The following is a 24,968-nucleotide window of genomic DNA, read 5'->3' on the forward strand; positions in this document are numbered from 1 at the left end:
CTACGGATGGCGCACAATTGTGCTTAAGAGCGACAGGCACGCAGGCTAAGACCCTCATCCCAGACAGAAAAAAGGCCGCCCAAGAGAGCAGCCCGAAGTCTAGGGAGGAAACGCCCAAGAGGGCGAGCAGGACCGCGACGCCATCGCGGTCGTGCATGGGGTATGTATTCCATGCTTTTCTGCATCGCACCATACGACCTATGTCCCAGGAACCATGCGCGGGGCGCATGGTTGCACTAACGATTTGCGCACATCCAGGTTGTATATGGCGTGGCTCCAGCTAGCCCAGGAGCACGGCCTGAGGAACGGATCGCCAGCCGCCTTTCTCAGCCAGCAGGTCAACCAAGTCGGCCCGTCATTATGACTTCTATAGCGCTACAGCATGATGGCGCTGAAGCGCTATGAGCTCTGCTTCGCCCCGGCCTTCAGCGTCTCGACGGACGGATGCCCGTGCTTCTGCAGCGCGGCATCAATCCCTTCCATGATGACGTCGTGTACCTTCACGTCCCGGGTGAAGGCGATCTCGCGCAGCCGCCTGTGCACCTCGCGCGGCAGGTAGATAGACGTGTGTACCGTTTCGGGGCGCGGGCGCCGTCCAGCCGGCTTCGCGGGGGCCTCAAGCGGTGCCCGATCGGCGGGAGCCTCAGGCTTAGGCGCGGCGGGCTCAGCACCTGGCAGGGTGAGACCGCCTATCAGGGAGGGGCGCTTGCTCATGTCCGGTTACCCTTCATCTTGCGATCCACCCACGCCCACAGCGCCCGAATTTCCTCGGCGGCCTTCCCGTCCGGGGCGAACTCGGTAACGCCCTGCCCGGCCGCGATAGCGTCCTGATGGTCGGCACGCTGCGCCAGCGGTGGCTCTGCTAGAACCCCGAACATGCTCAAGCCACTGGCTGCCTCTGTCGCCCGGGACGACCGTCCGGGCGGGCATTGGTTCAGCGCGAAGGCGAACCGATCCCGCATCCCGAGCCGCATCAGGGTCTCAATGGTCGGCATCGTGGCCTGTAGGTCGAGGCGCGAAGGACGAGCCGGCACGAGGGCGAGGTCCGCAGCCTGCATCGCGAGGTTGCCACCAGTCGAGGATACACCCGCAGTGTCGAGGATCGCGACGGTGTAGCCCTCTGCCTTCAGCGCCTCGAGGATGGCAGGCAGCTCGCCGAGCCGGTCGGCGGGCAGCCGATCAACAGCAGGCGCATCCGCTGTGCGGGTGTCGCCCCAGGCGCCAAGCGATCCCTGCGGGTCAAGATCAAGGGCGACGACCTTCTCGCCAGCCTGTGCCGCGGCGACGGCGAGGGAGGCCGCCAGCGTCGTTTTCCCGACGCCTCCCTTCTGCGTGACGAGTGTCAGAGTCCGCATGTCTCACCTGTGATGCTGTAGCGCTGTAGCAGGTAAATGCCACAGTATGAAAGCACTTCGAACGCATGATGTTATCGTGCTAAGGCACCGTAGCGCTACAGTGCTACACTGTCACAGCACGGTGCTCCATATTGATGCGCCCCGGAACGAGCGTGAAGCTGCTCCTCGCGCTACCGGTCGGAGCTGACGGCACTCCTTCCGCGCGGTCTCGGCTCGATCGTCGATCCATCGCCGAACTTCGTCATCATATCTTCCGCTTCAGTGACGCCAGCCTCGTCCGGCGATAGCCATCGGAGGCTGGCGATCAGGCCACCTCGCCAAGGATCTCCCGCACCACCTGCGGCCGCTTCTGGACCATTGCCAGGAGCACGCGGGCAGGCCCCTCCGGGCGGCGGCGCTTCTGCTCCCAGTTCCGGAGGGTATGCAGCGAAACGCCGATGGTCGCCGCAAAGGCCGGCTGAGCGAGTCCGGTCCTGGTCCGGATCTCGGCCACGTCCAGATCGTCCGGGACGTGGACAACGGTCCCCTCGGGAGGATTGCCCTCCATATAGGCCAAGGCGCTCTCGGCGCCGCTCAGGATGCGGGTGAAGCTGTCGGTCATCGGAGACACCACGTGGAGGGTTGCAGGTTCATCAGCGCTCCTTGCTGCGCCGGCGAGCCAACTTGATTGCGGTGGCCACCTTCTTGAACTCGGCAACCTCCGCATCGGTGAAATTTTCGCGGTCCCCCTTGCTGAGGACGGCAACGAGGAACACCGGGATCGTCTCGTCGAGGTAGATCGAGACCACCCGGTAACCGCCCGACTTGCCCTTGCCGCGGCCAGCGACCCGACCTTTGCGAAAGCCGCCGGAGCCCTGGATCTCGTCGCCGTAGTCCGGCGTCTTGGCGTAAGTGTTGACCGAGCGTTGGCGCTCCACCTCGGTCATGCCCGCTCGCTTCGCGTCGGCGAGGTAGTTGGGGGTCTCGACGACGGTGTGAAGCGGCTTGGACATGAGCAGGCGTAAGTCAATGGACTATGTAAGTCAATGGCTTATGGTGCGCCGCGGACAGTTTGGCCCACTCGTTGCAGATCAAGCTCGCAGCGCGCCGTCTCCCTACACGAAGGCCGGCGGCCAAATGGTCGGCCTCGCCACACACCTATGACGCTCAGCCTCTTTATCAGCATTGAAGCATCATAGCATTTTAGCGCTATCATGCTGCTGTCTCTGAAGTGCTTTAGGCGCTCCCTGCCTGTCCCTGCGCGAGCGCCTTGTCACCCTGAAGGGCTCGCCCACGAAGGTCACCAAGACGCCTGAGGGCCGGGGGATCGGACCAAGGATCGCCGCGAAGCTAAGGCCGAAAAGCTGGCAGGCTCATTGCCACCAAGCTGATCAGCAATCCACAAAAACGGGTCCACATCGCTTTGGCTATGGTGTGACCGCGTCGAGCCTGGCATAGCGCGCTCATGGCCAACGAAGTCCCGCACCCCTACTCCATCGAGGTTTCCCCACTGCTCAAGCCGGAAGGAAACTTCCAGTGGGCGATCCGCCGGAGCGGCAAGTTGATCGAACGGTCCGATCGACCCCACCGCAGCGAGGCCAGAGCCTTCGAGAGCGCCATGGAAGCTGTCGAGCGGGCCATGAAGCCGGGAGCCGATGGCGGCCGTCGCTGAGCGCGCAGCCGGCTGAGACACTCGATCCCGCCCTCGTTGCCCGGTTTGCGCGAATTGCCTTCAGAGCACAGCACTGAAGCTTGGTTCCGACCCATGCAGTCGTTCCGCATATTGGGCTCGGCCGTGCGGAAAACAGGTGTTTTCCGACATCCAAGATGATCAACCGTGCGTGACGGTTCACACCTGACGCTGACAACCGCTTCATGAGTCTACTGGCGACCCAACCCAGCCGCCCGGACCGCTGTCGACGCTTCTCCAAAGCAGCCGTTCGTCAGCCGACAGGCAATTTCGGCTCAGGGTGGAAAGCTGTAGTCAGCCTTGATGCCGAAAGCGGACTTAGGACGGCCAGCAGCTTAGTTCAACATGAATGAACCCAAGGCGAACCGGCCGCTTTGGGCTCTTTCGATCTAATTTAGGCACTGAGAAGGTCTGCCTATCGAAGACCTAATCCCTTGCGCGGCATGTGAGGCACGCAGATCTATAAATGACCACACAAAGGAATGCGCCTTGAGGTATTCCAGCTCATACTAATTTCATAATGCGAAGGTCTTGCATCACGACAACAGCTCATGAGAGGAACATCCCAAAGAACTTCCGTACGATGTTCTCGGTATCCAGCACGCATGCCCGAACTTCTTCCGTCGTCAAGCTTACTTGCCGCCCGACAACAGCCGTAATGTCCCCAGATTTATCAATATAACTCTGGTCAACCACGCCTAAGGTATGAGCAAAGCAATGCCTCTTTTGAAAGCTGCGCACTAATGCGTTCCAGTCATGCGAGACTGATTTCATATCCCAAACCGCCGACATCTTTTGTCTCGCGGCGGCTATGTTCTGAAATGAATTTACGGGAGGTAAGTTGCCAGCCGATCCTGACTGTCCCACCCGAACCGCCATCACGTTGCAAGCCCTCATCACTCCGTCAAACGTACCAACAGTACGTGACAACAGGTCCGCTAGGCGATCCCTGTCTGGGTTCTGAGCAAGATCTCTCTCCACACTTTCGCGCAGATCCCTCATGATATCTCGAGGGTTTTCGATCGCACATGTCGGGCATTTGAAAACCCGTCCCTGACTACGCGTCAGAGTGTGATCCCGAGGGCATTCATATTCAATGTCAAAGTCTGTGGCATCTTCTGATCGAGAATCTTTCGGTTTGAATTCAAAAATTGGACCGTAGAATCCACAAGATCTTGGGCAGGAAATGGTAATCGGACTCAGCCCATAACGTTTTTCTGGCAGCTTAACCCAGCTTACCGCTTGGCATGCAGGGCATGTTACCATCAGCCCTAGCCGTTTAGGATCGAGGGCATCGAGCGTGGCCTCATACCGCCGATCTTCCTCTTTCATCGACTCTCGATATGCGGAGTGGGCATCAATCATCGGGTTGTTTTTCCAAAGGTGGCTTGAGAAGCTACTACATCCCCGCATCCCATGGCAGCGCTCTGGACGTATGCACGGTACGGATTGCGTGGTGGTATGATTTTGGCACGCCCCAAGCCTACCAGTGGGCGGGTCTGTTTCCGGCGTAAGCAGAAAACTTTCATAGTAAACATCCTACAAGCGCAGAGTAGGTGGTTGCGCCGGAGTACTCTGGAGCAGACTTTGCGAGTGTCCGAGTTGGATCGGAGTAGGCGCGACGGCGATGTCTGCTTCTACTAACTCTCGCCCGAAAGCGGACCGTTGCAAATCCACACCGTGCGGCCATTCCGCGCCGCCGGGTCAGGTGCACGGAAAACATATGTTTTCCGACATCAAGGTCGCTGGCTGGGCGACAAAAATCCTCTCACCCTAGCTTGCTCTGATGCTACGCTAAAAGCCGCCGTGCCAGGAGATCCCGCGAACGCCGGCCCACGTCCTCTGCGTGCTCCGGCGCCGGGAAAGTGTCCGCTTCTAGGCTGCGGGCACCGGCACGCCGATCTGCGCAACGATTGGCGTGTAGATATCGATGTCCGCGCCTGGTGCTCGGATCGAGACTAGCAGGGCATATCGAACGGAGCGGTCCCAGCGCTGAAGGTTAGGCTTCTCCTTCCACCAGCCGCTAACTGGGTACACCGCAATAGCGTCACGCGATGCCAATTCCGCGGCCGTCCCACGCCAAATATCGGAATGGATTGATCCACGGTCACGCGGAAAACCAAGGAACCAGTCGTCTCCTCCGGTATCGGAGACATGCGCATCTCCTTGCTCTTCGATCTCTGCCGCCTTGTTGATACGGCTTTCAAACTGGCGCCGGCCTTCAAGCGCTCTCTTCACTGCAAACCGAAGCCCATGCGATGCGTAGCGGTGTCGACGGGTCCAGCCTCGCTCGCCGGGGTTCGGCTCAATAAAGTAGGAGAGCGTAACCCGCAGTTCGACCTCTAGTTCGCCGAGCGCACTTAGCTCGTCACGCGGCCATGGAAGTCGATGTAGGTTCATGTGACGTGTCTTAACGCGCGATTTCTCCATGAAAAATGGGAGGAGAGCATCTTGTACGAGGAGTGTTGCGTCGTTGGCTGCGCTGGCCAGAGCTCGATCAAGACTGGGGACGCCCCACCCATATCGACGTAACAGAGCAAATTTCTCTGCACGCGATGCTGCGGCCTGGAAGCGCTGACGCATGGGCTGCGTCCATTCCGCTGAATGGACCATCAGGGCGCGGACTGTCTCCGGCCAAAGAGTTGGCTGAGCGGTCATGATGCGCGCAGCCATATTGGCTGCGAGAGCAGTTGCCCCGCTTGTATCCCCGAATGATTTTAGGAGTCGATTTTGTGGCTCATAATGAGTGGTAATGAGCTGGAGATCATCTACTGGGTCACCCGGGTTGGTACCGTCGTGTGCCAGGTTTCCACCCTCAAACACGACATCTGGACGGATCGGCCACTGCCGATCCCAGATTGTGGACGTCCGACTGACCGGAGATAGCTCACCAGCTGGGGCTATCGCAGACCACCCCACTAGGGTGGGATCCGCGATCGTAATCTTATCTGTACATGCCCCTACAACCAAGGGGTTCCAAGCCTGACCCGGATTTGCGACCTCTTGTAGATCGTTAGCATCAGGATAGGTGGTATGAAGGATGTCCCCACTTAGATTGCCAGCCGCGAGGATCATCAGACGTGGCGCGCTGATGTTGTAGCAGAGTTGGTCGACCGCGGCTGACCAAGAAGATGGGCGCCCTCTTGAGACACCAATCAGGCTACTCACAGCCATGCAGATGACGCGCCGGCGAAAAGGTGCCTGGCGTTCCACATGGCCGACGCTTACTGCCGTCACAGCGCCATATAGCTTTGGGTCTGTAGCTCCCCGATCTGGAAGGATCTTTACAGTCTCCAATCGGTGGCCGACTACTATGGGACCAGTTTGAGAAAGGGCTGCCTCGATGTCGCCGAGGAGGGCGATACCGGCCATACCAGTGCCATGCCCATTCCAGGTCCGGTGCTCGGCGAGGGACCATTGCGGATCATAAGCATGCTGATCCGCAGCCGCGAGGCTCGCCCTCAAGAGAGGATGGCCACGCGTCGCGCCACTGTCGAGGACGCAGATCGCAGGAGCCTCTACAGGCGCGGTCTGCATCCGTTTTTCCAACTCATCAACCCAGTCTGCTGCCTCGTGCGCCTCCATTTCCAGGAAGAAGGTTGGCACATCTTTCGCTCGACGAAACTCAGCAACACCATCTGTTCTCTCTATGAGAATTTGCATCAGGGTAGGCGTACCGAGCGCCAGGATCACTACACGCTCAGGAAAGCCTAGCGCCTGATCTTTCAATGCGATCCCGAGCCGTCCTGCAGCCCGCTCAAATTCAGGCTTGCGCTCACCTCGGATCCATACCTCCCACCAAATTTCTTCATTATCTCCTGGAAATGTCCCAAGAGCGTCTGTAAACAAGGCACGAACACCGGCAAGTCGAGCGTCTTGGATTGAGGCCACGAGTTTTTCGTTCTTGGGACGACCGCTCTTTTTATTGTTCTTATCACGATATTCTGTGACTTTCTGAACGAAATGATCTGCCGCGCGCTCTGGAACAAATACTGTCGTTTGTACTACTTCTGCATCTTGCGAGATTGGCGCGACTGCAACGATCTCAATGCCTTTGGTGCGGTTCTCAAGCCCGTCCAAGGCGTCTCGATGGTCAACAGGTATGTCGAACTGAAGGTAGAAACCCGGTTCTCCGTCTAGAGGCACATCAGCCTGAATTGCGCGCCTTTGCCGAGCCTCAGCTATCGCTGTCTCGATCGCGCGCGCCAATCTCACCGCATGCGCCGCTCTGGCGCGTGCAGGGGGCTTGCCTGTGTGTGGTTGCCTCGGGGAGGTAAATTTTTGTTCTCGCCCTCCGCCCTCTAGATAGATGTGAGGGCGGTCTCTGTTCTGATCGGGCATGGGACTGGAGAGCTAGAGGGAGGACGCCTTCCTCTCTGCAATCGCCGCGAGGAAGGCTGCTGTCGTTACACCCTCTAGGTTGTTAAGCACAGCCACTTTCGCTGTCTCGTCAGCAACTCGTGTGAGTTCGGCCTGCCCGAGCCCATGCGCTTCTCTCAGAACGAATGGCCAATCGACAGTGGAAGTATCAAAAGTTGCGAGTCGGTTTTTAAGTATGCCGTACGCAATATCAATATTTGGCGCACCATAGATGATCACATCATCAAACCGCCGCGACAAAGCTCTATCCAAAAGTTCAGGATGATTTGTCGCGGAAATTATGAGGCTTTGACCATCGTCAGCCTCGATAAACTGCAAAAAAGAATTGAGTACCCGGCGGATCTCGCCCACGTCGTTCTGCCCGGCCCTCTGCGTGCCGATAACGTCAAACTCGTCGAAGAAGTAGACACCGCGCTGACTGGCAATCGCATCGAAAATGAGCCGCAGGCGCGATGCGGTTTCACCCATCAGCTTGCCTATCAGGCCATCATATCGGACTGTAAAGAGAGGCAGCTTCAGCTCGCCAGCGAGCGCTGCCGCTGTCATGGTTTTTCCTGAGCCTGGTGGGCCTACTAGTAGTAGTTTGCGTCGTGGTGCGAGCCCCCGGCTCCTTAGCTTCTCTTGCTGCCGGTGCTCCTGGACGACCCTCTTTAGCCGGTCGCGAAGATCGGAGGTCAGCACCATGTCAGAAAGTAATATGTCCGAATAACGGGCGAGTAGCAGGTCAGCGAGCTCGCCTTTTGGCTGAGCCATTGGGACAGGTCCAGCTCCGCGTCGACCGACTTTCAGTCCTTTGTTGCGAGTAGCATCAATGATTTCCCTCAGCTCGAGCGCAAGCTTGCCGTGCCCCTGACGCGCCTCATGAGCCGCCAGTTGCGTCGCTACGGAGAGGAAGTGCTCCTGATCTCCGTCCAGATTGCTGCGTAGGAGCGCAACGATGTGGCGTGCGGTGGTCATCTCATCGGCCGCGAGCGGAAACCTTTATGCCGCAATTTCTTAGATGGTGCAGCAACCCAGGTTCACACGAGCGGCCAATCGCCACCAGTGCTGCGGGGCACCGCTCCTCGCAATTCGAGCGATCTGGTTAGCCTGATTTTAACCACGGCGCCTGGTCAAGGAGGCCACACTGCCGGCTTCTCGGCCGCGAGGACGCGATGCACCGAGCCCTTGCCGATCCCGAGCTTCGCCGCGGATGGCGTTCATGCTCAGCCCCATGGCGGACGATCAGCTCGTAGCGGTCTCGAAAGGCTGCGGATCCGTTGAGGCCAGGGTCATCAGCGCCGGATTGAGGCGAGTGAGGATGGCGTAGACCGTGCTGTAGGAAGGGATGCGCCAGCCCTGAGCCTCGGCGATGGCAGTGTCCCTTCGATGGATGGCGGCGGCCGAGGATCTTGGACGTCGCAGAGCCATGCCGTCGAGTAGGGTCACGAGGTCGGCAAGCAGGCGGCTGTGGTCCGCATTGCGGCGACCGGCACGGGCAAGGCCGATCGGTCCGTCATGGCGATACCGCGCGAGCCAACGCTGGGCGGTTCGCAGCAGCACATCGGCCTACGCGGTGGCGCGGATCAGGGGCACATCATGCTCCAGTAGGCTGAAGCACGGCGAAGCGCGCCATGGCCAGGTGTCCGTCATGGAACCTCCCTCACCGGTGAAGTCTGCCGGTCAAGCCTGTCCGGAACCGACCGGTTCTGGACAGGGCAGCCAGATCTGTTCAAAACCTAGCTTCTGCACATTCCGGACATGTGTCTAGTTCCGGTCAGGGTTTTCGGACAAATCCGCTTCATGCCGCGTACCTTCGCCTACCTCCGCGTCTCCACCCCCGGCCAGACCACCGACAACCAGCTCACCGAGATCCAGGCCGCCGGGTTCACCATCGAGCCGCGACGCCTCGTGACCGAGACCGTCTCGGGATCCACCGCGGTCGGGCAGCGTCGCGGGTTCGCGCGCCTGCTCGACAGGCTTGAGGCGGGAGACGTCCTCGTCGTCACCAAGCTCGATCGGCTCGGCCGCAATGCCATGGACGTGGGCGCGACCGTCGCCCGGCTCGACGAACTCGGCGTGCGGGTACACTGCCTGGCACTGGGTGGGGTCGACCTGACGAGTTCGACCGGCAAGCTGACGATGGGGGTGATCAACGCGGTCGCGGAGTTCGAGCGCGATCTCCTTATTGAGCGGACCCAGGCTGGCTTGAGCCGGGCGCGGGCGGAAGGCCGACGGCTCGGCCGGCCAGCCAGTCTCAGCGGCGAGCAGCGCGCGGAAGTCGCGCGCCAGCTCGTGGACGGTGCGAGCGTGTCGAGTCTGGCACGGACCTTCAAGACCAGTCGGCAGACTATAATTCGGATCAGGGACTCAACCGTGCCGTCTTGACCACTTCGTCATCCCATAAAAATTTTATGATCAGCTATTAATCTATAATAAAAATCTATTATGTATCATGTTTTTCAAAAATCGTATTTTTGATCCAGTAATGATTTTTCTATAACCCTGGCCAAAAAAAACTTTTTTCTTCTTTTGAATGAAAGTAATATTGATTTTTTGCAGTGTATTTTTCCATCGGCGGGAAATAATGTTTTATCCATATCACAATTTCATCAATAAAAATTGTCGTTACATATAAACATCCTAAAATAATTCCGAGACGTGTTGCACAAGGAAAATAATATGTCACCGTTTCGGATGCACCGTCAGGAGGTGAACTCGAAGCCATAGCAAACGCTACCGCTGCACCTGTAAAACCAGCTGCCGACGCATTTGAACCTACATCATTCGGGCGCCTAGTAGCTATTAACCATAAAACACCAGACGAAAGTCCGCATATAGCTGACGAATAAACAGCCATTGCTCGAGCGTCGCCTATATTAAATTTATCAACCCACCAGTAAAGAAGTTGGTTTGCCCATACAAAAATAATAAACATATTTAATATTGCTGCTACTAGTAACGAGCTACCAGACTTATTTCTTATTATATCTTTTTCTTTATATTTTGTGTATTTGTAATATGTTGATTTTTTGTTTTTACATGTTGATATGTTTAATTTACACATATCTATTTCCTGATTGTTTATAGATGGCATACTGATATTTTTATGTGTTATATTTTATATAAAAACTTTTAACAATAAGTTTATATTATGTAATATATTGGGGATCAACGATAGCGTTGCAACTGACAAAATAAATTTTGATTTTTATTACATTATATCAAATAAGATACTATAATATTTTCAGAAGTTTTTCGTCTCTACAGAGATCATAATTTCGAAATCTGGTTCCATACGCCCCCCTTATGCGAGCGTGAGAAAGATCTGGAGAGGCGGCGTAGTCGCCCTCCAGGGCGTCGAAGCCGCCGGCAGCCCAGCGCCAGGCGACCGGGCCGGGGTCAAGGCCCTTGCGGCCTTGAGGCCGGTTCGGGCGGCTGGCCCCCACTCAGCAAACTTGGCCGCAGGCCTCCTTGTGTCGCGTCAGTCGACCGTCACCCGCAGGGCCGAAACCGCGCAGCGGGTTCGGGGAGCCGCCGCAGGCGGCGAGTAGGGCGCGGCCCGAAGGGGACGCCCCTCCTGGGCTTGGACACCCTATGGGCCCGACGACGCTGCGTCTTCGGCAGGAGTAACCGCCTCAGCGCCGACGACAGCCGCTGCAATCGCCGCAGCCGCCTTGCGCTGCCGGGCCCTCTCCCGGTCGACCTCGCAGTTGCGCTGCATGTCGTGCCGATCCTTCTCGCTCACCGGCTCGACCGGGTGGCCGTCGAGGTCGTAGCGCATCGATCCAGGCTGGGCGACCGCGTGCCGGTAGCTGAAGCTGCGCACGTAATCGCGGATCGCCCGCTCGCAGACATTGACCGTCACCTCGGGCCTGCGGCGGGCGAGGATCTCGGGGCCGAGACCGACCTGGAAGGGACGCAGGGGATCGCCCATTGCGGCTGGGAGAACGCCGATCGGGGCAACGAGGAGGGCGTTGAGCGTCTGGGCTCGGGCGAGGACAGCGGGCCCGGCGGTGCTCGGCACCCGGCTTCTCACCCATGGACGGAACGGGCGAGCAGGCTTGGCGGGCGCATCCGCCGCCGCCGGGGCGCCCGGCGCGGGCTTCGGTACCGACACGACCTCGACAGGCTCGACACGCGGGCTGGATGCGGCGGTGTCCGCCGCGGGCCGCTCCGGAGCAACCTGCTGAGGTGGGGCAGGCACCTTGCCCTTGAGTGTAAGCGTCGGCCGCGCAGGCCGGGCCGGCACTGCAGCGGGCATGCGAGGAGCAGCAAGGGCAGATCCTCGGCTTGGCTCACGTCCAGTTTGCATCGGGGCTCCATCGCGGGGCGACCGAGCCGACCAGCATCCGACTCACCGCGTCGTGCCCCAGTCGAGCCAGGGCGTGCCGCTGTGTCAATCCGGGCAGCGCATCGTCACCGACGGGTCTCGATGCAGTCGCACCGAAGGGCTACACAAGCGCCGCCGGATCGGCACCGCCTGCACATCTCATTCAGCTCATGATCCCGTGATGCCCACCCTGTCCGATCGCCAGCGCGTCGAGCTCGCGATCCCGGCCTACCTCCTCTATGCGCTCACCGCCGCGCCTGGCGTGTTCGTCCCATCCAACCCGGACCAGGCAGCGAGAGCCGAGGCCGATATCGCCACACTCCGCTCCGACCTCCAGGCCGCCCTCCTCGAGCCGTTCGGTGACCTCACCGGAAAGAAGCAGCACGCCCTGCTGCGCCGCGTCGAACGCATCGGGAAGGGCGTGATCACCGGATGGGGGAGCAAGCCGGCGCTGAGCGTGATGCTGACGCTCTGGTACTTCGTGAAGGACCTGACCGACCGCGAGGTGCTGATCCTGTGGGAAGGCTCGGCGATGGAGCGGGCGACGAGCCGGCTCCTGCCGATGTTCGCGCACGGCTTCGACGAGCAGAAGCGCGACGCCACAGCCCAGGAGCAAGCCCGGCAGCTCCTCGCCTATCTAAAGGCCGAAGGGCTGTATGGCTGAAGGCGTCTCATGCGAGCCATGCCCGTCGCACGCCACTCAGCACGTTAAGCTGACGATCGCCACGGCCGACACCGGCCGCCTGATCCGCGCGGCCCTGTGGGGCCTGCGGCGGGTCAACCGGCCGGGGTTCCAGTACAAGAAGACCGGCGTGCTCCTCCTCGACCTGGTGCCTGCCGGCAGTGTGCAGGGGTCGCTGTTTCTGCGGCCGGACCCGCCGGAGCGGGTCCGGCTGATGGCGATTGTGGATCAGCTCAACGCCCGCCACGGCCGGGACCGGGTGCGGTTCGGGGCCTCCGGCCTTGAGCGTGGGTGGAAGCTCAAGGCCGAGTTCCTGTCACAACGCTATACAACTCGTTGGTGTGAGTTATTATGCGTTTGATTTGAGGGAGTTGCGCGTTGGATATCGAAGATGATTATGCCTTCCATAATGGCAAGCTGACTGGTCGCACTTACTTCACAAAACGTTTCTCAGGGGGGCTAAGGATAGCATCCAAGGTTTTTGATTTGCCCCATTGCCTAGAGTTCGCAAAAGAATGCGGTGAGGTTGTTCTAAGGGTTACGCATAAGGGCAGGCAAGAAATAAGGGCGACCTTTAGTGAGTATGCCCGCGACAGTCATGCCCTGACTATACAAAAATGGAACGCTGTTAATGGCATTCCTAACGAAAAAGTTAGTTTTACATTCAGACCTAACGAGCTAGATAAGCTTTTAGAGTTTATTGCTACGGTGAAAAATGTTCATTTTCCGAGCGAATTAAAACTTAATATCAATGACAATGACTTAGCAGTTGTCCCAATTAGTAACGTTCAGGCTAGACAGTTTGCCGTTGATAATCAGGCGCTATTCGCGCAAATCGCTCAAAACGAAATTACAGAACAGGATATAATTGCCCTCGGATACAGGCGAAAGCAGCTAGTTATATTTGAGAATATGCTTTTTGATAGCGAGTTTTTTGAGAGCGAGCGCCAAAGGCTAGGTAATGCTAAGCCAGAAGCAGTATGGCAGATGTTTTTTGATCGCAATAAATGGATTTTCGGGCATGGGCTATCGTATATTTTCACAAGCGCCTTAAAGGACAAAAAACTAGAGCAGGTTGTTCGCGGACATAGTGTTTCAGCGCCCGGCAAACGTGTTGATGGACTCCTAAAAACAAACGCTCTCATTCAGTCGCTCTGCTATGTAGAGATAAAGCGCCACGATACCGATCTGCTAAAGCAGTCAACATACCGCCCAGGTGTTTGGCAATGCTCGGACGAACTTGCGGGAAGCGTGGCACAGATACAGGAAACAGTGCGGGCCGCGGTTGAAACTATCCGCAGTCGATATATCGTTGCTGATAAAGACGGAAATCCGACCGGGGAGGATTTGTGCAACGTCCATCCAAAATCATATGTTGTTGCTGGTTGTCTTGGTGAATTTAAGACAGCGCATGGTATAAATTTTCAGAAGTATCAAGCGTTTGAAGGCTTCAGGAGAAGTCTAAACAGTCCAGAAATAATTACTTTCGACGAGCTTTACTTCAGAGCAAAAAATATTGTTGCGGCAGAAGAGGATGAAAACATCCCGTTTTGAATAAATTATGGCCGTTTTGCGTGGACGACCGGCTCTGCCGATCGCCCACGCTATTGCTTTTGTTCTCTTTATCTAAAGAGGTTCATTATTGTCATCGGCATAATCTTCAAATCCTGCGTCCGGAGCATAATATTCGGCGGCATCATAGTAACTGGTTTTCTTGTATGTATCACTGAGCGAGCATGCAGTAAGTTGGGGTAGGCCAACAATTTTTAGGCCACATGCAACACATTCAAACTTGCTCGGAATGTATTGTTGAGTCTCTTTTATAGTATCCTCCTCAATCGTCTTAGTCGGTATAGAGATTGGTTCCCCGGTGAGGAGAGATTTGGAATTGCATGATGGACAATCAACCACGTGACCGTCATAACGGCCTGCCCATACCTCTGCCTGTTCTTCAAGCTTTTTCTTCTCTTTAGAACCTTTTCCATCCCATACAGTTTTATGAGATTTGATCAGCCCTGCAACAGCCTTAGCGGCTTGATCTTTTGCAGCAGCTATAAGTTTTTCAGCCAGTTTGGCCTCTCGCTGTCCAATAAGATCAGCCAAATCTTTTCCGAGGCAGCTCATAAGAGAGCTGCACGCTCTGTAGAAAGACGGAAGCCATGTGGAAGATTTCAAGCCCTCAAATGGCATTTCGCCAGAATGTAGCTCTGCATTCCTTTTTCCAGTATGACCAGCACACCATTTTCTTAAGTCATCTTCGAACTTATCTGGGTGAATGTCTCGAATTCTATTTAGGACATCTGATATGGAAATGGATTTGGGTGAAAATTTTGGTGCTGTTGGTGTGTAACCCAAGGCATGATAGAGATTGTTCCAATCTTCAGGGTCAGCCAAAAGAGTAGGGCTTACTTTAGCTAAGACAGCTCTTGCTAAGAGCTCGATTGTAAGACTTGACCAGAATGCAAATTTCCAATCGTCTCGGTCGCATTTAAGCATCTCCTCGACATAGCGCTGCGCTTTAATAAGGATAGTTTCACTATCCCAGATTGCCGGTGGGAAAATCGAGGGGATGTTTGTCATTGACGGACGCTCTTGAGGTATACGCGATCGATCACACGATGGCTGTCGGGATTGCTCACGGAGCTTCGACCGTGAATTGATCTCCAATTGTCAATAATGAGCGTATCTCCTTTGTTAGATAAGCAGAATTGATCATGCTTCTCTATCATTATCTTGTTTTTTAAATGGGTAAATCCTTCTATGCCAGCATCAGATGCTGGCTGAATAAATTTTTCATCCCAGCGAACGATGCGTTCGCCGTCATCAGTATATTGAATGAGGCGAAGAAAACGAAATTTACCGTTCGTGGGACGGCGGGAGCGGACAATAGCTCGGGATAAAATATTCTCATCATCACTGTTTATTATCGACAAACTATCGATGACTGTCGTTTTTACGGTGGGATCGCCAATGACACATCTTAGAACAAAATAACGTGGCGGCAGATACCAATGTGCGAAGTCAGTATGATAGGGAAAGTCGCCCAATCCATAATTGCCACTGTATGTGTTCGGGGTAGATTTGTTTTTTGAAGTAGGCCTAAGTTGATGAATTGCCTCTCCTCCGCCTAAGCTGATTGGCTCGCCGATTGAGTGAATTATGTCTCCTGTATCTAAATCTGGCTTAAGGGTGGGTAAGAAGGCAAAGCCCTGACGTCTAAGTTGTTGAGATATATGCATGTCACGGCTAATTGTTTTTCCAGATCACTTATCGGACCATCGCATAGAGCGCGGCTACCCACAATTGCTTCAATGTAACAGTCACGCCTTAAGGATCACAACTCACGAAATATGGGCTTCCGATCAGCTCGCTGACACCGGGTCGGCCCACGCAGAGGTGGCCGAAACCAAACGGCGATAATGTTAGGATTAAATCGTGTCGTGTGCTATATGTCCGACAAAGGACACACACCATGCGGACCACTCAATCCCTCAGCATTACCCTACCCCACGAGATGGCGCAGATGGTCAAGGCCAAGGTCGCGGCCGGAGAGTACGCCACCGCCATGGGTTGATGAGGCTAGGCGCCCCTATTTCCGGCAGGCCGAACCGCTTCCCCTAAAACAATCAGCCGGCATTTCTTAGGGGCCAGACCGTGTGCGCTTCTCATGGTCGGGCTTGATCTAGATCGGAAGCTCAGGGCAGAATGCACCCGCAGCGCTAAGCCACGATGTAGAGTGAATTGCTCTTAGTGTAATCACAGGCGCTTTTCGGCAAGGGAGTTGTCGTATGTCAGGACTTGAGGATAGGCTTTTACCCGAAACAACGCGGAGTTGGTACCTAACCAAAATCGCGTTCAACCGTGATTACACAAAAGCTAGACCACTCGAAATGAAGGCATTCAAAGTAATAGAGAGGGCATTTTTAGATGAATTTGGAGGAACAGAGCCAGAAAATTTCAAAAGCAAATTGAAGATTTCCTCCCACTTTCTTGAGCAAAGTTCTTCTGACGAGAAAAATCTTTCAACTTTTTTCCAATATGTAGATATAGGAGGAAGTGGTAGTACAATATATACTGTTCTTGCATTCAAAAATATAAAAGATAGTTATTTTTCATACGCGTTGAAAATCAACACTAGCGAGGCAGGCGGAATATATCTTACTAGAGATTATGGAGAGACGGGTCACAAACTCGTAGTTGTTAAAGATAGGCATATATATGCAGAATACATTCAAAATGATGGACATTATATAGGAAACACTGCGGAGTAAATGAGATTAAATATTTTTACTAGTTAGTAGCAGCATGCGTAATTAGCTGCTACGCTCATATTATTATAGATTGCATGTGAAGACGAGCGTTGCTTTGTGGTGTACAATAATTAGATCCCGCCCCATCGCAACAACTCACGGGTAATATAGAACATAGGGGTGCCAAGGCCAACAGCTATAATTAAACCCCCTAACAATAATGTGAGGGCTAGTAATCCTCGCCATCCATGTCCACGTAGATATCGATCTTTGCCAAAACCAAAATCGTAATCATGTGAAGTTTTCATGGCCGCACCTTCGGCGAATTGTTGATGTCGTCATCATTAGAGCAGTGCTCAAGGCAGCGAATTATCCAAGCATTTAGGGATTGACCATTCGCTTTGGCCTTGGTGTTGAGACGATCGCGCAGCGTATCAGGGAGTCTTAGAGTGAACTTGCTTTCACTCGACCCAGCTTCCGGAAGTTTTCCAAATACAGACTCGAATAAGTCTACATCATAACTGCGATGTTTTTCCAGCCACTCGCGAGCTTGCTCAGGAGTGTAGGGAATTATGCCTACTTCTGGGCCATCGGGGCCGTCATCAGCATGATGATAAAGGAAGAAAGCACCAAACCTATTTTTGTAGAGATGCTGGCCATACGTGACGGGGTACCCGTCCGCTTCTTCCTCCCAACCAGCAAGGCGGGTCGCTGTCTCGGTATTATAGGTTTTTCCGTCGATGATGCGTTTGCATTTGTGCGCCATCGTCACCTCCATCAGGTGACGGCATCTAATTCAGGTGACGGCATCTGTCAACAGGTGCCGTCACCTGTTTTTTTGAGGTGCTCCTATGGGTGATAATATCCTTATCAGACAAAAAACGCCGTAGCTGCGCCGCCCGCGGAAGTCACAACGTGAGCCCGAGGTCGCGACGACGGTCGAGGTCCCGTCGCTGCTCCAGGGTCTGCTGCGGCTGCACGTCGAGGCGCTGGTCGAGTTCGCGGCGCAGGACCCGGGCAATCAGGTGATCCAGGCTCCCCTCCTTGAGGTAGGTGGCAACGAACCCGCCGCCGGACAGGATCTCGCGCTCCTCGCGCGTGAGCCACTGCCCTAGTCCAAGACCCTTCTCCGCCGTGTGCCCAATCGCCCCGCTCGCGCCGAAACGGCGAGCGACGGCACTCGCGAATGCCTCGATCTCGGCCCGCTGCTCGGAGGTCGCCACGGCCTTCGCGACGACGGCATCGAACGCCCGAGGATCGGTCCCAGGCGTCCGGGCGATCGTGATCAGCGCGGCCGCCGCCGCCGGCGACAAGCCCGGCACCTCGACTGTGATGCGCCACCGGTAACGCTCCTCCTCCGGACGCATCTTGTCGGCCATGAACGAGAACATGTTCTTGAGGTCGATGGCGGACCTCCTGAGTTCTCGATAGGAGGCTTCAGCCCTCGCCCGCTCCTCCTTCTCGGCCTTCGGAACGAACCAGCCTTTTCGCCCTCGTAGGCCGCCATAGGCCTCGGGGTCGGTCAGCAGGTCATCGATCCGGTCGCGGTAGCCTTCTCCGGGTGTGCGAAGCTGGGCGTAGATCGCCTTGTAGAGGCTGAGGGGATCCTTGACCGCCAGGCGGATCTCGTAGCGCAGCATGTCGAGTTCCGCCTTCAGATGTCGCTGCGGATCGACCCGACTTTCGAGGACCGCATCGATCGCCGCTTCGTCGTAGGGAACGGCGGCCAGGAACGGCTTGAGCGGTGCGACGATGGTCGCGCTCCCCCCCGCCTCGGCCGCCTGCGGTGATGCGGGCTGATCGTCGGGTCGTCGGGCCTCCGAGGCGGCGACCTCCGCGCGGGGCTCACCCCCATCCCGAGGCTCGCCGAGGTAGTCCAGCACCGACGCCTTCAGCCGCCCTCGGCCCAGCCGGCCCACCAGCGCCGCGAAGTCCGGGAACGCATCCTGCCCGGCGTACAGACCGACCTCGTCCCGGTGCCGCGTCAGCGCCACGTAGGCCAGGTGACGGTCCATCCCCGACGAGGCCAGCACGAACGATCGGTCCACCGTCGCCCCCTGGCTCTTATGGATCGTCGTCGCGTAGCCGTGGTCCACCGCGTCGTAGGCACCCTGCGCGATCGTCACCGCCCGCCCGTCGTCGAGCGCCACGCTCAGCCAGCCCTCGGCCGCATCCGTCACCGTGCCGAGGCTGCCGTTCTTCACTCCGAGTCCGCGATCGTTGCGCAGGAACACCAGCCGGTCCCCGGCCGCGAAGCTCAGCCGCCCGGCCCCGCCGGTCGCGAACCCCACCTCGTCCGTCAGCTCCCCGGCCGCGCGCAGCCGGTCGCGGATCGCGTCGTTGAGCGCCCGCACGTCCGCCCGGGTATGGGCCAGCGCGATCCGGCTCGCCTCCGGCCGGGCCGTTAGATCGGCCAGGTAATCCGCCACCAGGCGCTCGCGCGCCGAGGCTCCGTCCGCCGTGAACCGGATCGCGCCATGCTCGCGATAGGCCTCGAGCCCGGCCCGGGTCTCGCGCGTGCCCAGGGCCACGCTCGCCTGCCGCTGCCAGGCCGTGCGCTGGCGCCGGATCGCCTCGAGCTCGAGGAAGCCGGTGCGCTCCGACAAGACCCGGAACCCGGCGCCGGGCCCGATCGGCTGCAGCTGCTCGGGATCGCCCACCAGCACCAGCTTGGCGCCAGATCGCTCGACCGTCTGGACGAACTGCGCGAGCTGGCGCGAGGACACCATCCCGGCCTCGTCGATCACCAGGATGTCGCCCGTCCCGAGCGGATGTCGCTCGTTGGTCCAGGCCAATTGCCAGGACGCCAGGGTGCGGCTCGGGATGCCCGAGGAGGCCTCCAGACCCTCCGCCGCCTTGCCGGCGAGCGCGGCCCCATGCACCCGGTATCCGGCCGCTTCCCAGGCCTCGCGCGCGGTGCCGAGCATCGTGGATTTGCCTGCGCCGGCGAGGCCGATCACGCTGGCGATCCGCTCCGGTCCGGTGACATGGCGCACCGCCGCGCGCTGCTCCTCGGCCAGCTCCGGACGACGCGAAAGCGCCGCCTCGACCGACGCCGTTCCAACCGAATAGCTCCGGTCGGCGAGCAGCCGATCGGCGCTCTCGGCCATGCCGGTTTCGATCGCCAGCATCGCCTTCGTGGTGAAGCGTTCGTCCCCATTCCGCTCGCCGCCCGGCAGCTTCACCAGCGCATCCGCCGCCATCACCCGGGCGAGCGCGGCCTGGAAGGCGTCGGGCTCGTCGACGCCGTAACGATGCAGCGCGCGGGCGACGTCCTGGCGGCTGAACACCGCCTTCTCGTCGGTGAGGATGCGCAGAACCTCCTCCGGCCGGCGCGCGATCAGGTCCGCGTTTCGGGCCGCGGTCTCGGCGTCCAAGGCCACCCGATCGACCCCGGCCTTGCCGCGCCGTTGCATCTGGCTGGCATGCACCCCGACATGCTCGGTCGGGGCGAGCCCGATGCCGCGATCGAGGTGCGAGCGCCGGTCGATTGCGACCGCATGACCAGCCTTCGCGAGGTGCTCGTTGGCCCGTTCCTCCCAGATCGCCCGCAGCGCCTCGACCTCGCCCCGCGCCGTCGTGGCGACGTCGAGAACCCGGGTCTTGGCTCCGAGCCCGTCGGCGGTCACGACCCGCGTCGTGGTCAGGATGTGGGCGTGCCAGTTGCGCTCGTCGCCCTCGCGGCCGGGTGCGTGGATGGCGACGTCCACCGCCACACCGTAGCGGGCGCACAGCCGCTCGGCGAAGTCGCGCACGAGGCCGGCGCGCTCCTCGGGGGTCAGCTCGTGCGGCAGGGCGACCTGGTACTCGCGGGCGACCTTGGCATCCTTGCGCCGCTCGGCCGCCTCGACGGCGTTCCACAACGCGGCGCGATCCTGCGCCCAGGCTGCTCCGTCCGGCGCCACGATGAAGCTCGCCGCAACCCCGCTGCGGCGCTGGTAGTCGTGGATCACCCCGGTTCGTTCGTCAGCGATGAGGCAGGCGGCGCGGTACGCGGCAGCCGCGGTGGCGCTGCGCCCGCCGGCGCGGGAGACGGCCTTGATGCTGAGGTGGTAGATCGCCAAGTCGGCTGCGTTCCTGGCCGTCCCTGCCGCAGGAGGAGGACGGGTTAGCGCTTGCATTGCGATAGCAATGCTAAAGTGCGCCCTTCCACTCCTTTCCAGGGTTACCACAGCCTGATATCACCGCAAGGAGCTTGACCGTTCGTCAGGAGACCGATCCGCATGCCGGCGCCCCAGGCCGCCTCCGCCGAGGCTACCCGCACCCGGCTCGCGCAGGCCCAGAACCGGCTGCAGCAGCTCGACGCGCGGGCGGCCCAGGAGGAGCGGAAGCGCGACACCCGCCGCAAGATCATCCTGGGCGGTCTGCTCCTCGATGCGGCCGGCAAGGAGCGGCGGTTTGCCGAAGCGCTCGACGAGCTGATGACCCGCATCCAGCGTGCCCAGGACAAGACAGCTTTCGCCGAATGGACCCCGGCCAAGCCGGCGGATCGGGCCTGACGATGCACGCGATCCCGCGGGAAGGGCACAGCTTGCTCGGGTCCGATCGCTGCTCCGGCACCGGACCCGTGGTACGAGAAAAGGCGGAGCTGATGGGTGGGTCAAAGGCAGGCGGCGCAGCGATCCGGAGCGGGTTTCGCCGGCCTCGCCTTTGACGGAAACTCGATGATGGCACCGGGTCGAACCAGGCCGATCCGGCAGGATGGAAGGGGCCGCACTGAACGGTCAGGATGCGATGGACACCGAACGGCTCGCTCACCTGCCCGACCGCAAACGCCGCGAGCTGCAGCACGCGGTGCGGATCCTGTTCGAGGAATTCGAGGACGCGCAGAAAACCAAGCTGTCGGACAAGGCCCGGCGCGGTCGCATCCTCAAGCTCGTGCTGTTCGGCTCCTACGCCCGCGGTGACTGGGTCGAGGACCGTGGCAGCGGCTACCTGTCGGATTACGACCTGCTGGTGGTGGTTAACGATGGCCGTTTCGCCGAGCAGTACGAGGCGTGGGAGAAGGCCGAGGAGCGTCTACTTCAGGAGCTGAGCCTGGGTGGTCGACTGGCGACGCCGGTGAACGTGATCGTGCATACGCTGCAGGACGTGAACGACCAGCTGGCGCAGGGCCGTCCGTTCTTCGTCGACATCGCGCGGGACGGCATCGTGCTGCACGAGCTGGCGGGCTTTCCGTTTGCCGAGCCGAAGCCGCTGACGAAGGAGGAGCGGCGGACGGAGGCCGCCCGGCACTTCGAGCATTGGTTTCCCGACGCTGCCTCCTTCAAAGCGGCAGCAAGCTTCCTGATCCAGCGTGGCGATCTCCGTCTCGCTGCCTTCCTGCTGCATCAGGCCACGGAGCGGCTGTATCACTGCGTCCTGTTGGTCCTGACGCTCTACAGCCCGAAACTCCACCGCCTGACCAAGCTACGGTCGCGAGCCGAGAGCGTCGATGCCCGATTGATTCCGGTCTGGCCGCGCGACACGAAATTCGCCCGGCGCTACTTTGCCCTCCTGAACCGCGCCTACGTCGATGCGCGGTACTCGCCCCACTACGAGATCACCGACGAGGAGCTGGCCTGGCTGGTCGAGCGGGTGAGCGCGTTGCAGGAAAGCGTCGCGGCGGTCTGCGCCGAACGGCTCGAAAGCGTGGGGGCGAACCAGCCGGACGTATGAGCCGCCGCAGCGGATTCGTGGTTCAGGACAGCATCATTCTTCCTCGGAGGTGAGCTGCCGACTCCGAGCGGATTCTCGGGCTCCGAAGCCCAGCGCTGAATCAACCACGATGCTGCGATACCGCGGCTGCACCCATGCGAAAGCAGCCCGTCCGGTTGAACGAACGCCGCCTACGGCCCTCATGCTGAAGGTGCATGCCTTGGCGCCCGTCTCGGACCCGTTGGTGCGAATCTTAACTCCGCCAGGATGAGGCTCTGCCAGGCCCGCGACCCTGCCTTTCGGCAGAGCTTTGTGGCGTTTCCAACCCCTCTCCGGTTCATGGGCACACGCCTCGACGTAGCCGTTCCAATGCGGCTTCAAGTCCTTCGCAGACCGCTACGGGATTCCGCTTGTCCATCTCGCCCATAATCACACGGCTTCCGCCTAGGAATTGCTTTTGGGCGACTTGGGATGCGGACATAGCCCTGGAGGCGGCGACGTTGGGCGCTGGCGCCCGTTGGGGCTGGGGACGCGAGGGTACTGGCCTGCGGGATGGCGCTGGCACTCCACGGGCTGCCTGAGCGCGGGCATTCGCTGCCGTGAACGCGACGGCATACTCCTCCCCGAAGCGGTGTAGGATCGCCCTGCGCTGAAGGCCGCCCTCCGTGCGCTGGTACTTCTTGCCTGCCTCGGGCTCGTACCGGGCGAGGAACCCCACCTCGACGAGGACCGCGAGGGCGCCCCGCACCCGGGCTTCGGTGAGCCCAAGAGCTTCGTGCTCGGCCAAGGCCCGCCGGTCGACCGGGATCGCACATAGGAGCCGCCTGGGGCTGCTCCAGAACCGAGCCAGGAACACCGCGAGGGCGAAGGCCGCATCTCGGTTCTTCCGGCCTTCCAAGGCAGCCGACAGCCGATCGCGAACACCGGCCGGTAGACGGTACGGGCCAGCACTGTCGGGGCACCAGGCGGCCCGGCTGGACACCACCTCACGCCGTTGGCGCGGCTCATCAAATCCCCTCGGGGCAGGCATTTCGCCGCCACCCCGAGCATAGGCGTGCGTCATCGTTCGGCCCTCGTCGGGCCGCGGTTCAGCATTCGGCGCCGCCGGTCGGGCGGTCCGTCACAGGCAAGCCGAGCCCGTCTCCGAAAGCGACGCTTTCAGATTGACTCTCACAGCGATTTCGGGGGATGATCCGCCTTGCACAGACTGGATCGGCCCCCTCGGGGCTCTAGACCCTGGTGGCCCTGGCAGGCCTCCGGGGTCTTGCTTTTTCAGGTGGCTGCTGTCGCGGCGGTGATCCTGGTAGCGACTCGCGGGATGCGAGCCGCCTTAATCAGCCATTCGGCACGAACGGCAACGGTTCGTCAAACTTTGGCGGGGTTGGCGACCTCAGAGGCCGCGGGATAGATGGCCCGATGGCTGTTCACCCGCTTGGCGGTGAGCCAGGCGAGGCCGCGGTTGAGGGACATCCCAGAGGAGAAGCGCCGACTTGCCGATGCGCTGCGGATCAGTGCTATGGCCGAGCGCGACCGTCTCGCAGCCTTCGTCCTTGACGAGGCGACGGCGTTCGCGGCTAACCCCTTCCCGTCCACGACGGCCGGCGTTGCCCGCCAGCGCTGGGGCCTGCGCGAGATTGAGTTCGAGGCGATGGAGATTGCTGCGGCAGGACTACCGTGCCTCCTGGCAGCACTGGCCTGCCTACCGTCTGCGGAACCCCTGCGACAGGAGATCCTGCGGACACCGGCCCACGTCCTCTACCTGCTGCATCGGGCAGAGGGCGGGCAGATCGTCGGAGCGGTGCTGCACGGGAAGCCTCGTCTAGCCTTACCGCTCTTCGTCCAGCCTGATCCTGCTCCTCGCCTCGTAGCTCGGCAACAACGGCGCCGGCAGGTGAGCGCACAGCAACTCGACCTGTTCGCGATCGACGTCCCCTGATCGGGCTGCCGGATATTAGGCCATGCCCGCTCCATCGCTTTCGAGAACGATCATTATCGAAAATGGCCCCTAGCGTCGCCATGCTGCAACGCTCTAATGCTGTAATGCTATAGCGCTGAGGCGTTAAAATGCTGCAGAATGGCAACGAGTTGGCATCACGACCCTGAGGCGAGGGCTTACCATGCCCGATCGTACAGAGACCGCTCATAGTGGAGGCCGTGTGAAAACGCCGAGGGCACTAACGACATAAGGAAATCTGATCCGCCCGACCGAGGCCCTGCTTGAAGAGAGCGCGGGAACGAACACCGCCAGACCCGGCACGTTGATCACCATCAGCGGCAGGAGCACGCGAATGATCGACCCGACGAAAAGCACCGATCACGGTAAGGACCACCCGCACGACCCAAGTAAGGCCAAGGCGGATTTGGCGGCAGCCAGCGCGCCTGGTCAGCTGAAGCCAGGTGACGATCTCGAAGAGCGGCAGGACCAGTTGCTCGATCAAGCGGTGGAGGAGACGTTCCCGGCCAGCGATCCGATTTCCCCCAAGCGGATCACCAAGTAGCTCGTTCAGGACGACCTGCGACGGGGCATTCGCCGCGCCTGTGCAAGAAAGTGCCATCTGCCTAGGGATGGCGCACAATTGTGCTTGAGAGCGACAGGCACGCAGGCTAAGACCCTCATCCCAGACAGAAAAAAGGCCGCCCAAGAGAGCAGCCCGAAGTCTAGGGAGGAAACGCCCAAGAGGGC

At 59.2% G+C, this 24,968-nt stretch carries 24 protein-coding genes and 1 pseudogene; 11 read left to right on the forward strand and 14 right to left on the reverse strand.

The window, feature by feature from the left end; genetic code table 11:
* Positions 1 to 399 precede the first annotated feature (399 nt).
* The 4 genes from QR78_RS34130 to QR78_RS14540 all read right to left on the reverse strand — a co-directional run bounded on the left by QR78_RS34130 (position 400) and on the right by QR78_RS14540 (position 2,347).
* Positions 400 to 714, reverse strand: coding sequence for a hypothetical protein (locus QR78_RS34130; RefSeq protein WP_125900929.1), 315 nt, complete (start codon positions 712 to 714; stop codon positions 400 to 402).
* Entirely contained in the window at positions 711 to 1,355 is a 645-nt protein-coding gene (locus tag QR78_RS14530) for a nucleotide-binding protein (RefSeq protein ID WP_048428253.1), read from the reverse strand. The genes QR78_RS34130 and QR78_RS14530 overlap by 4 nt, the downstream gene beginning before the upstream one ends.
* Before the next feature lie 304 nt (positions 1,356 to 1,659).
* Entirely contained in the window at positions 1,660 to 1,956 is a 297-nt protein-coding gene (locus QR78_RS14535; protein WP_048428254.1) for a helix-turn-helix domain-containing protein, read from the reverse strand.
* A gap of 31 nt (positions 1,957 to 1,987) precedes the next feature.
* Positions 1,988 to 2,347 (reverse strand): type II toxin-antitoxin system RelE/ParE family toxin, encoded by a 360-nt coding sequence (locus QR78_RS14540; protein ID WP_048428255.1) that lies wholly within the window; start codon positions 2,345 to 2,347, stop codon positions 1,988 to 1,990.
* 452 nt (positions 2,348 to 2,799) lie between these two features.
* On the opposite strand from QR78_RS14540, the gene QR78_RS32810 reads away from it, so the two are divergent.
* Entirely contained in the window at positions 2,800 to 3,006 is a 207-nt protein-coding gene (locus QR78_RS32810; RefSeq protein ID WP_082171593.1) for a hypothetical protein, read from the forward strand.
* Between the two features lie 567 nt (positions 3,007 to 3,573).
* On the opposite strand, the gene QR78_RS34135 is transcribed toward QR78_RS32810, so the two are convergent.
* The 4 genes from QR78_RS34135 to QR78_RS34140 form a co-directional block, all read right to left on the reverse strand.
* The gene (locus tag QR78_RS34135) at positions 3,574 to 4,389 is read right to left on the reverse strand and encodes a hypothetical protein (protein WP_125900927.1); all 816 of its coding nucleotides are present in this window, start codon (positions 4,387 to 4,389) and stop codon (positions 3,574 to 3,576) included.
* Positions 4,390 to 4,899: 510 nt separating this feature from the next.
* Positions 4,900 to 7,104, reverse strand: a complete 2,205-nt coding sequence (locus QR78_RS32815; protein ID WP_244276310.1) for a S8 family peptidase — start codon at positions 7,102 to 7,104, stop codon at positions 4,900 to 4,902.
* Between the two features lie 273 nt (positions 7,105 to 7,377).
* On the reverse strand, positions 7,378 to 8,361 hold the full coding sequence (locus tag QR78_RS32820; protein ID WP_082171592.1) for an AAA family ATPase: 984 nt from the start codon (positions 8,359 to 8,361) through the stop codon (positions 7,378 to 7,380).
* A gap of 267 nt (positions 8,362 to 8,628) precedes the next feature.
* The gene (locus QR78_RS34140) at positions 8,629 to 8,946 is read right to left on the reverse strand and encodes a DNA-binding domain-containing protein (protein WP_125900925.1); all 318 of its coding nucleotides are present in this window, start codon (positions 8,944 to 8,946) and stop codon (positions 8,629 to 8,631) included.
* A 240-nt stretch (positions 8,947 to 9,186) separates the two neighbouring features.
* Between QR78_RS34140 and QR78_RS14550 the strand changes: the two genes are divergently transcribed.
* The gene (locus tag QR78_RS14550; protein ID WP_048428257.1) at positions 9,187 to 9,771 is read left to right on the forward strand and encodes a recombinase family protein; all 585 of its coding nucleotides are present in this window, start codon (positions 9,187 to 9,189) and stop codon (positions 9,769 to 9,771) included.
* A 109-nt stretch (positions 9,772 to 9,880) separates the two neighbouring features.
* Here the strand turns inward: QR78_RS14550 and QR78_RS34145 are convergent, their stop codons facing one another.
* Both QR78_RS34145 and QR78_RS34955 read right to left on the reverse strand, forming a co-directional pair.
* Entirely contained in the window at positions 9,881 to 10,480 is a 600-nt protein-coding gene (locus QR78_RS34145) for a hypothetical protein (protein ID WP_125900923.1), read from the reverse strand.
* A gap of 498 nt (positions 10,481 to 10,978) precedes the next feature.
* Positions 10,979 to 11,410 (reverse strand): ProQ/FINO family protein, encoded by a 432-nt coding sequence (locus tag QR78_RS34955; protein ID WP_053220929.1) that lies wholly within the window; start codon positions 11,408 to 11,410, stop codon positions 10,979 to 10,981.
* A 487-nt stretch (positions 11,411 to 11,897) separates the two neighbouring features.
* Here QR78_RS34955 and QR78_RS14560 point away from each other — a divergent pair, with 487 nt between their 5' ends.
* The 3 genes from QR78_RS14560 to QR78_RS34155 are packed head-to-tail and all read left to right on the forward strand — an operon-like array spanning position 11,898 to position 13,952.
* The gene (locus QR78_RS14560) at positions 11,898 to 12,380 is read left to right on the forward strand and encodes a hypothetical protein (protein WP_048428258.1); all 483 of its coding nucleotides are present in this window, start codon (positions 11,898 to 11,900) and stop codon (positions 12,378 to 12,380) included.
* Positions 12,373 to 12,759 (forward strand): DUF4113 domain-containing protein, encoded by a 387-nt coding sequence (locus tag QR78_RS14565; RefSeq protein WP_048428259.1) that lies wholly within the window; start codon positions 12,373 to 12,375, stop codon positions 12,757 to 12,759. Before QR78_RS14560 ends, QR78_RS14565 begins: the two co-directional genes overlap by 8 nt.
* Before the next feature lie 17 nt (positions 12,760 to 12,776).
* On the forward strand, positions 12,777 to 13,952 hold the full coding sequence (locus QR78_RS34155; protein WP_125900919.1) for a Shedu immune nuclease family protein: 1,176 nt from the start codon (positions 12,777 to 12,779) through the stop codon (positions 13,950 to 13,952).
* A gap of 72 nt (positions 13,953 to 14,024) precedes the next feature.
* Here the strand turns inward: QR78_RS34155 and QR78_RS32830 are convergent, their stop codons facing one another.
* On the reverse strand, positions 14,025 to 14,978 hold the full coding sequence (locus QR78_RS32830) for a hypothetical protein (protein ID WP_082171595.1): 954 nt from the start codon (positions 14,976 to 14,978) through the stop codon (positions 14,025 to 14,027).
* Positions 14,975 to 15,637 (reverse strand): TauD/TfdA family dioxygenase, encoded by a 663-nt coding sequence (locus QR78_RS34160; protein ID WP_125900917.1) that lies wholly within the window; start codon positions 15,635 to 15,637, stop codon positions 14,975 to 14,977. Before QR78_RS34160 ends, QR78_RS32830 begins: the two co-directional genes overlap by 4 nt.
* A gap of 233 nt (positions 15,638 to 15,870) precedes the next feature.
* On the opposite strand from QR78_RS34160, the pseudogene QR78_RS36045 reads away from it, so the two are divergent.
* Positions 15,871 to 15,960 (forward strand): annotated as a pseudogene (locus QR78_RS36045) (type II toxin-antitoxin system ParD family antitoxin); the annotation flags it as partial.
* 226 nt (positions 15,961 to 16,186) lie between these two features.
* Positions 16,187 to 16,669 carry a hypothetical protein gene (locus QR78_RS34165; protein WP_125900915.1) on the forward strand — a complete coding sequence of 161 codons (483 nt, stop codon included), beginning with the start codon at positions 16,187 to 16,189 and terminating at the stop codon, positions 16,667 to 16,669.
* A gap of 283 nt (positions 16,670 to 16,952) precedes the next feature.
* On the opposite strand, the gene QR78_RS32840 is transcribed toward QR78_RS34165, so the two are convergent.
* Positions 16,953 to 17,426, reverse strand: coding sequence for a toxin-antitoxin system HicB family antitoxin (locus tag QR78_RS32840; protein WP_082171589.1), 474 nt, complete (start codon positions 17,424 to 17,426; stop codon positions 16,953 to 16,955).
* Positions 17,427 to 17,556: 130 nt separating this feature from the next.
* On the reverse strand, positions 17,557 to 20,712 hold the full coding sequence (gene traA / locus QR78_RS14570) for a Ti-type conjugative transfer relaxase TraA (RefSeq protein WP_048428260.1): 3,156 nt from the start codon (positions 20,710 to 20,712) through the stop codon (positions 17,557 to 17,559).
* Positions 20,713 to 20,871: 159 nt separating this feature from the next.
* Between traA and QR78_RS14575 the strand changes: the two genes are divergently transcribed.
* The 4 genes from QR78_RS14575 to QR78_RS14590 all read left to right on the forward strand — a co-directional run bounded on the left by QR78_RS14575 (position 20,872) and on the right by QR78_RS14590 (position 24,783).
* A complete protein-coding gene (locus QR78_RS14575; protein WP_048428261.1) occupies positions 20,872 to 21,147 on the forward strand; it encodes a hypothetical protein in 276 nt (91 codons plus the stop codon).
* A gap of 202 nt (positions 21,148 to 21,349) precedes the next feature.
* The gene (locus QR78_RS14580) at positions 21,350 to 22,306 is read left to right on the forward strand and encodes a HEPN domain-containing protein (RefSeq protein ID WP_244276308.1); all 957 of its coding nucleotides are present in this window, start codon (positions 21,350 to 21,352) and stop codon (positions 22,304 to 22,306) included.
* Positions 22,307 to 23,801: 1,495 nt separating this feature from the next.
* Entirely contained in the window at positions 23,802 to 24,221 is a 420-nt protein-coding gene (locus QR78_RS14585) for a hypothetical protein (RefSeq protein WP_048428265.1), read from the forward strand.
* 352 nt (positions 24,222 to 24,573) lie between these two features.
* Positions 24,574 to 24,783: a hypothetical protein gene (locus tag QR78_RS14590; RefSeq protein ID WP_048428263.1), complete on the forward strand. Its 210-nt coding sequence runs from the start codon at positions 24,574 to 24,576 to the stop codon at positions 24,781 to 24,783.
* Positions 24,784 to 24,968: the final 185 nt, after the last annotated feature.

This window comes from Methylobacterium indicum (genome assembly GCF_001043895.1).
Classification (GTDB): Bacteria; Pseudomonadota; Alphaproteobacteria; order Rhizobiales; family Beijerinckiaceae; genus Methylobacterium; species Methylobacterium indicum.

What these genes read in the sequence shown, in the direction of transcription:
- QR78_RS34130 (WP_125900929.1), bottom strand. Translation starts at nt 714, where the DNA reads ATGAGCAAGCGCCCCTCCCTGATAGGCGGTCTCACCCTGCCAGGTGCT.
- QR78_RS14530 (WP_048428253.1), bottom strand. Translation starts at nt 1,355, where the DNA reads ATGCGGACTCTGACACTCGTCACGCAGAAGGGAGGCGTCGGGAAAACG.
- QR78_RS14535 (WP_048428254.1), bottom strand. Translation starts at nt 1,956, where the DNA reads ATGACCGACAGCTTCACCCGCATCCTGAGCGGCGCCGAGAGCGCCTTG.
- QR78_RS14540 (WP_048428255.1), bottom strand. Translation starts at nt 2,347, where the DNA reads ATGTCCAAGCCGCTTCACACCGTCGTCGAGACCCCCAACTACCTCGCC.
- QR78_RS32810 (WP_082171593.1), top strand. Translation starts at nt 2,800, where the DNA reads ATGGCCAACGAAGTCCCGCACCCCTACTCCATCGAGGTTTCCCCACTG.
- QR78_RS34135 (WP_125900927.1), bottom strand. Translation starts at nt 4,389, where the DNA reads ATGATTGATGCCCACTCCGCATATCGAGAGTCGATGAAAGAGGAAGAT.
- QR78_RS32820 (WP_082171592.1), bottom strand. Translation starts at nt 8,361, where the DNA reads ATGACCACCGCACGCCACATCGTTGCGCTCCTACGCAGCAATCTGGAC.
- QR78_RS14550 (WP_048428257.1), top strand. Translation starts at nt 9,187, where the DNA reads ATGCCGCGTACCTTCGCCTACCTCCGCGTCTCCACCCCCGGCCAGACC.
- QR78_RS34145 (WP_125900923.1), bottom strand. Translation starts at nt 10,480, where the DNA reads ATGCCATCTATAAACAATCAGGAAATAGATATGTGTAAATTAAACATA.
- QR78_RS14560 (WP_048428258.1), top strand. Translation starts at nt 11,898, where the DNA reads ATGCCCACCCTGTCCGATCGCCAGCGCGTCGAGCTCGCGATCCCGGCC.
- QR78_RS14565 (WP_048428259.1), top strand. Translation starts at nt 12,373, where the DNA reads ATGGCTGAAGGCGTCTCATGCGAGCCATGCCCGTCGCACGCCACTCAG.
- QR78_RS32830 (WP_082171595.1), bottom strand. Translation starts at nt 14,978, where the DNA reads ATGACAAACATCCCCTCGATTTTCCCACCGGCAATCTGGGATAGTGAA.
- QR78_RS34160 (WP_125900917.1), bottom strand. Translation starts at nt 15,637, where the DNA reads ATGCATATATCTCAACAACTTAGACGTCAGGGCTTTGCCTTCTTACCC.
- QR78_RS34165 (WP_125900915.1), top strand. Translation starts at nt 16,187, where the DNA reads ATGTCAGGACTTGAGGATAGGCTTTTACCCGAAACAACGCGGAGTTGG.
- QR78_RS32840 (WP_082171589.1), bottom strand. Translation starts at nt 17,426, where the DNA reads ATGGAGGTGACGATGGCGCACAAATGCAAACGCATCATCGACGGAAAA.
- QR78_RS14575 (WP_048428261.1), top strand. Translation starts at nt 20,872, where the DNA reads ATGCCGGCGCCCCAGGCCGCCTCCGCCGAGGCTACCCGCACCCGGCTC.
- QR78_RS14580 (WP_244276308.1), top strand. Translation starts at nt 21,350, where the DNA reads ATGGAAGGGGCCGCACTGAACGGTCAGGATGCGATGGACACCGAACGG.
- QR78_RS14585 (WP_048428265.1), top strand. Translation starts at nt 23,802, where the DNA reads ATGGCCGAGCGCGACCGTCTCGCAGCCTTCGTCCTTGACGAGGCGACG.
- QR78_RS14590 (WP_048428263.1), top strand. Translation starts at nt 24,574, where the DNA reads ATGATCGACCCGACGAAAAGCACCGATCACGGTAAGGACCACCCGCAC.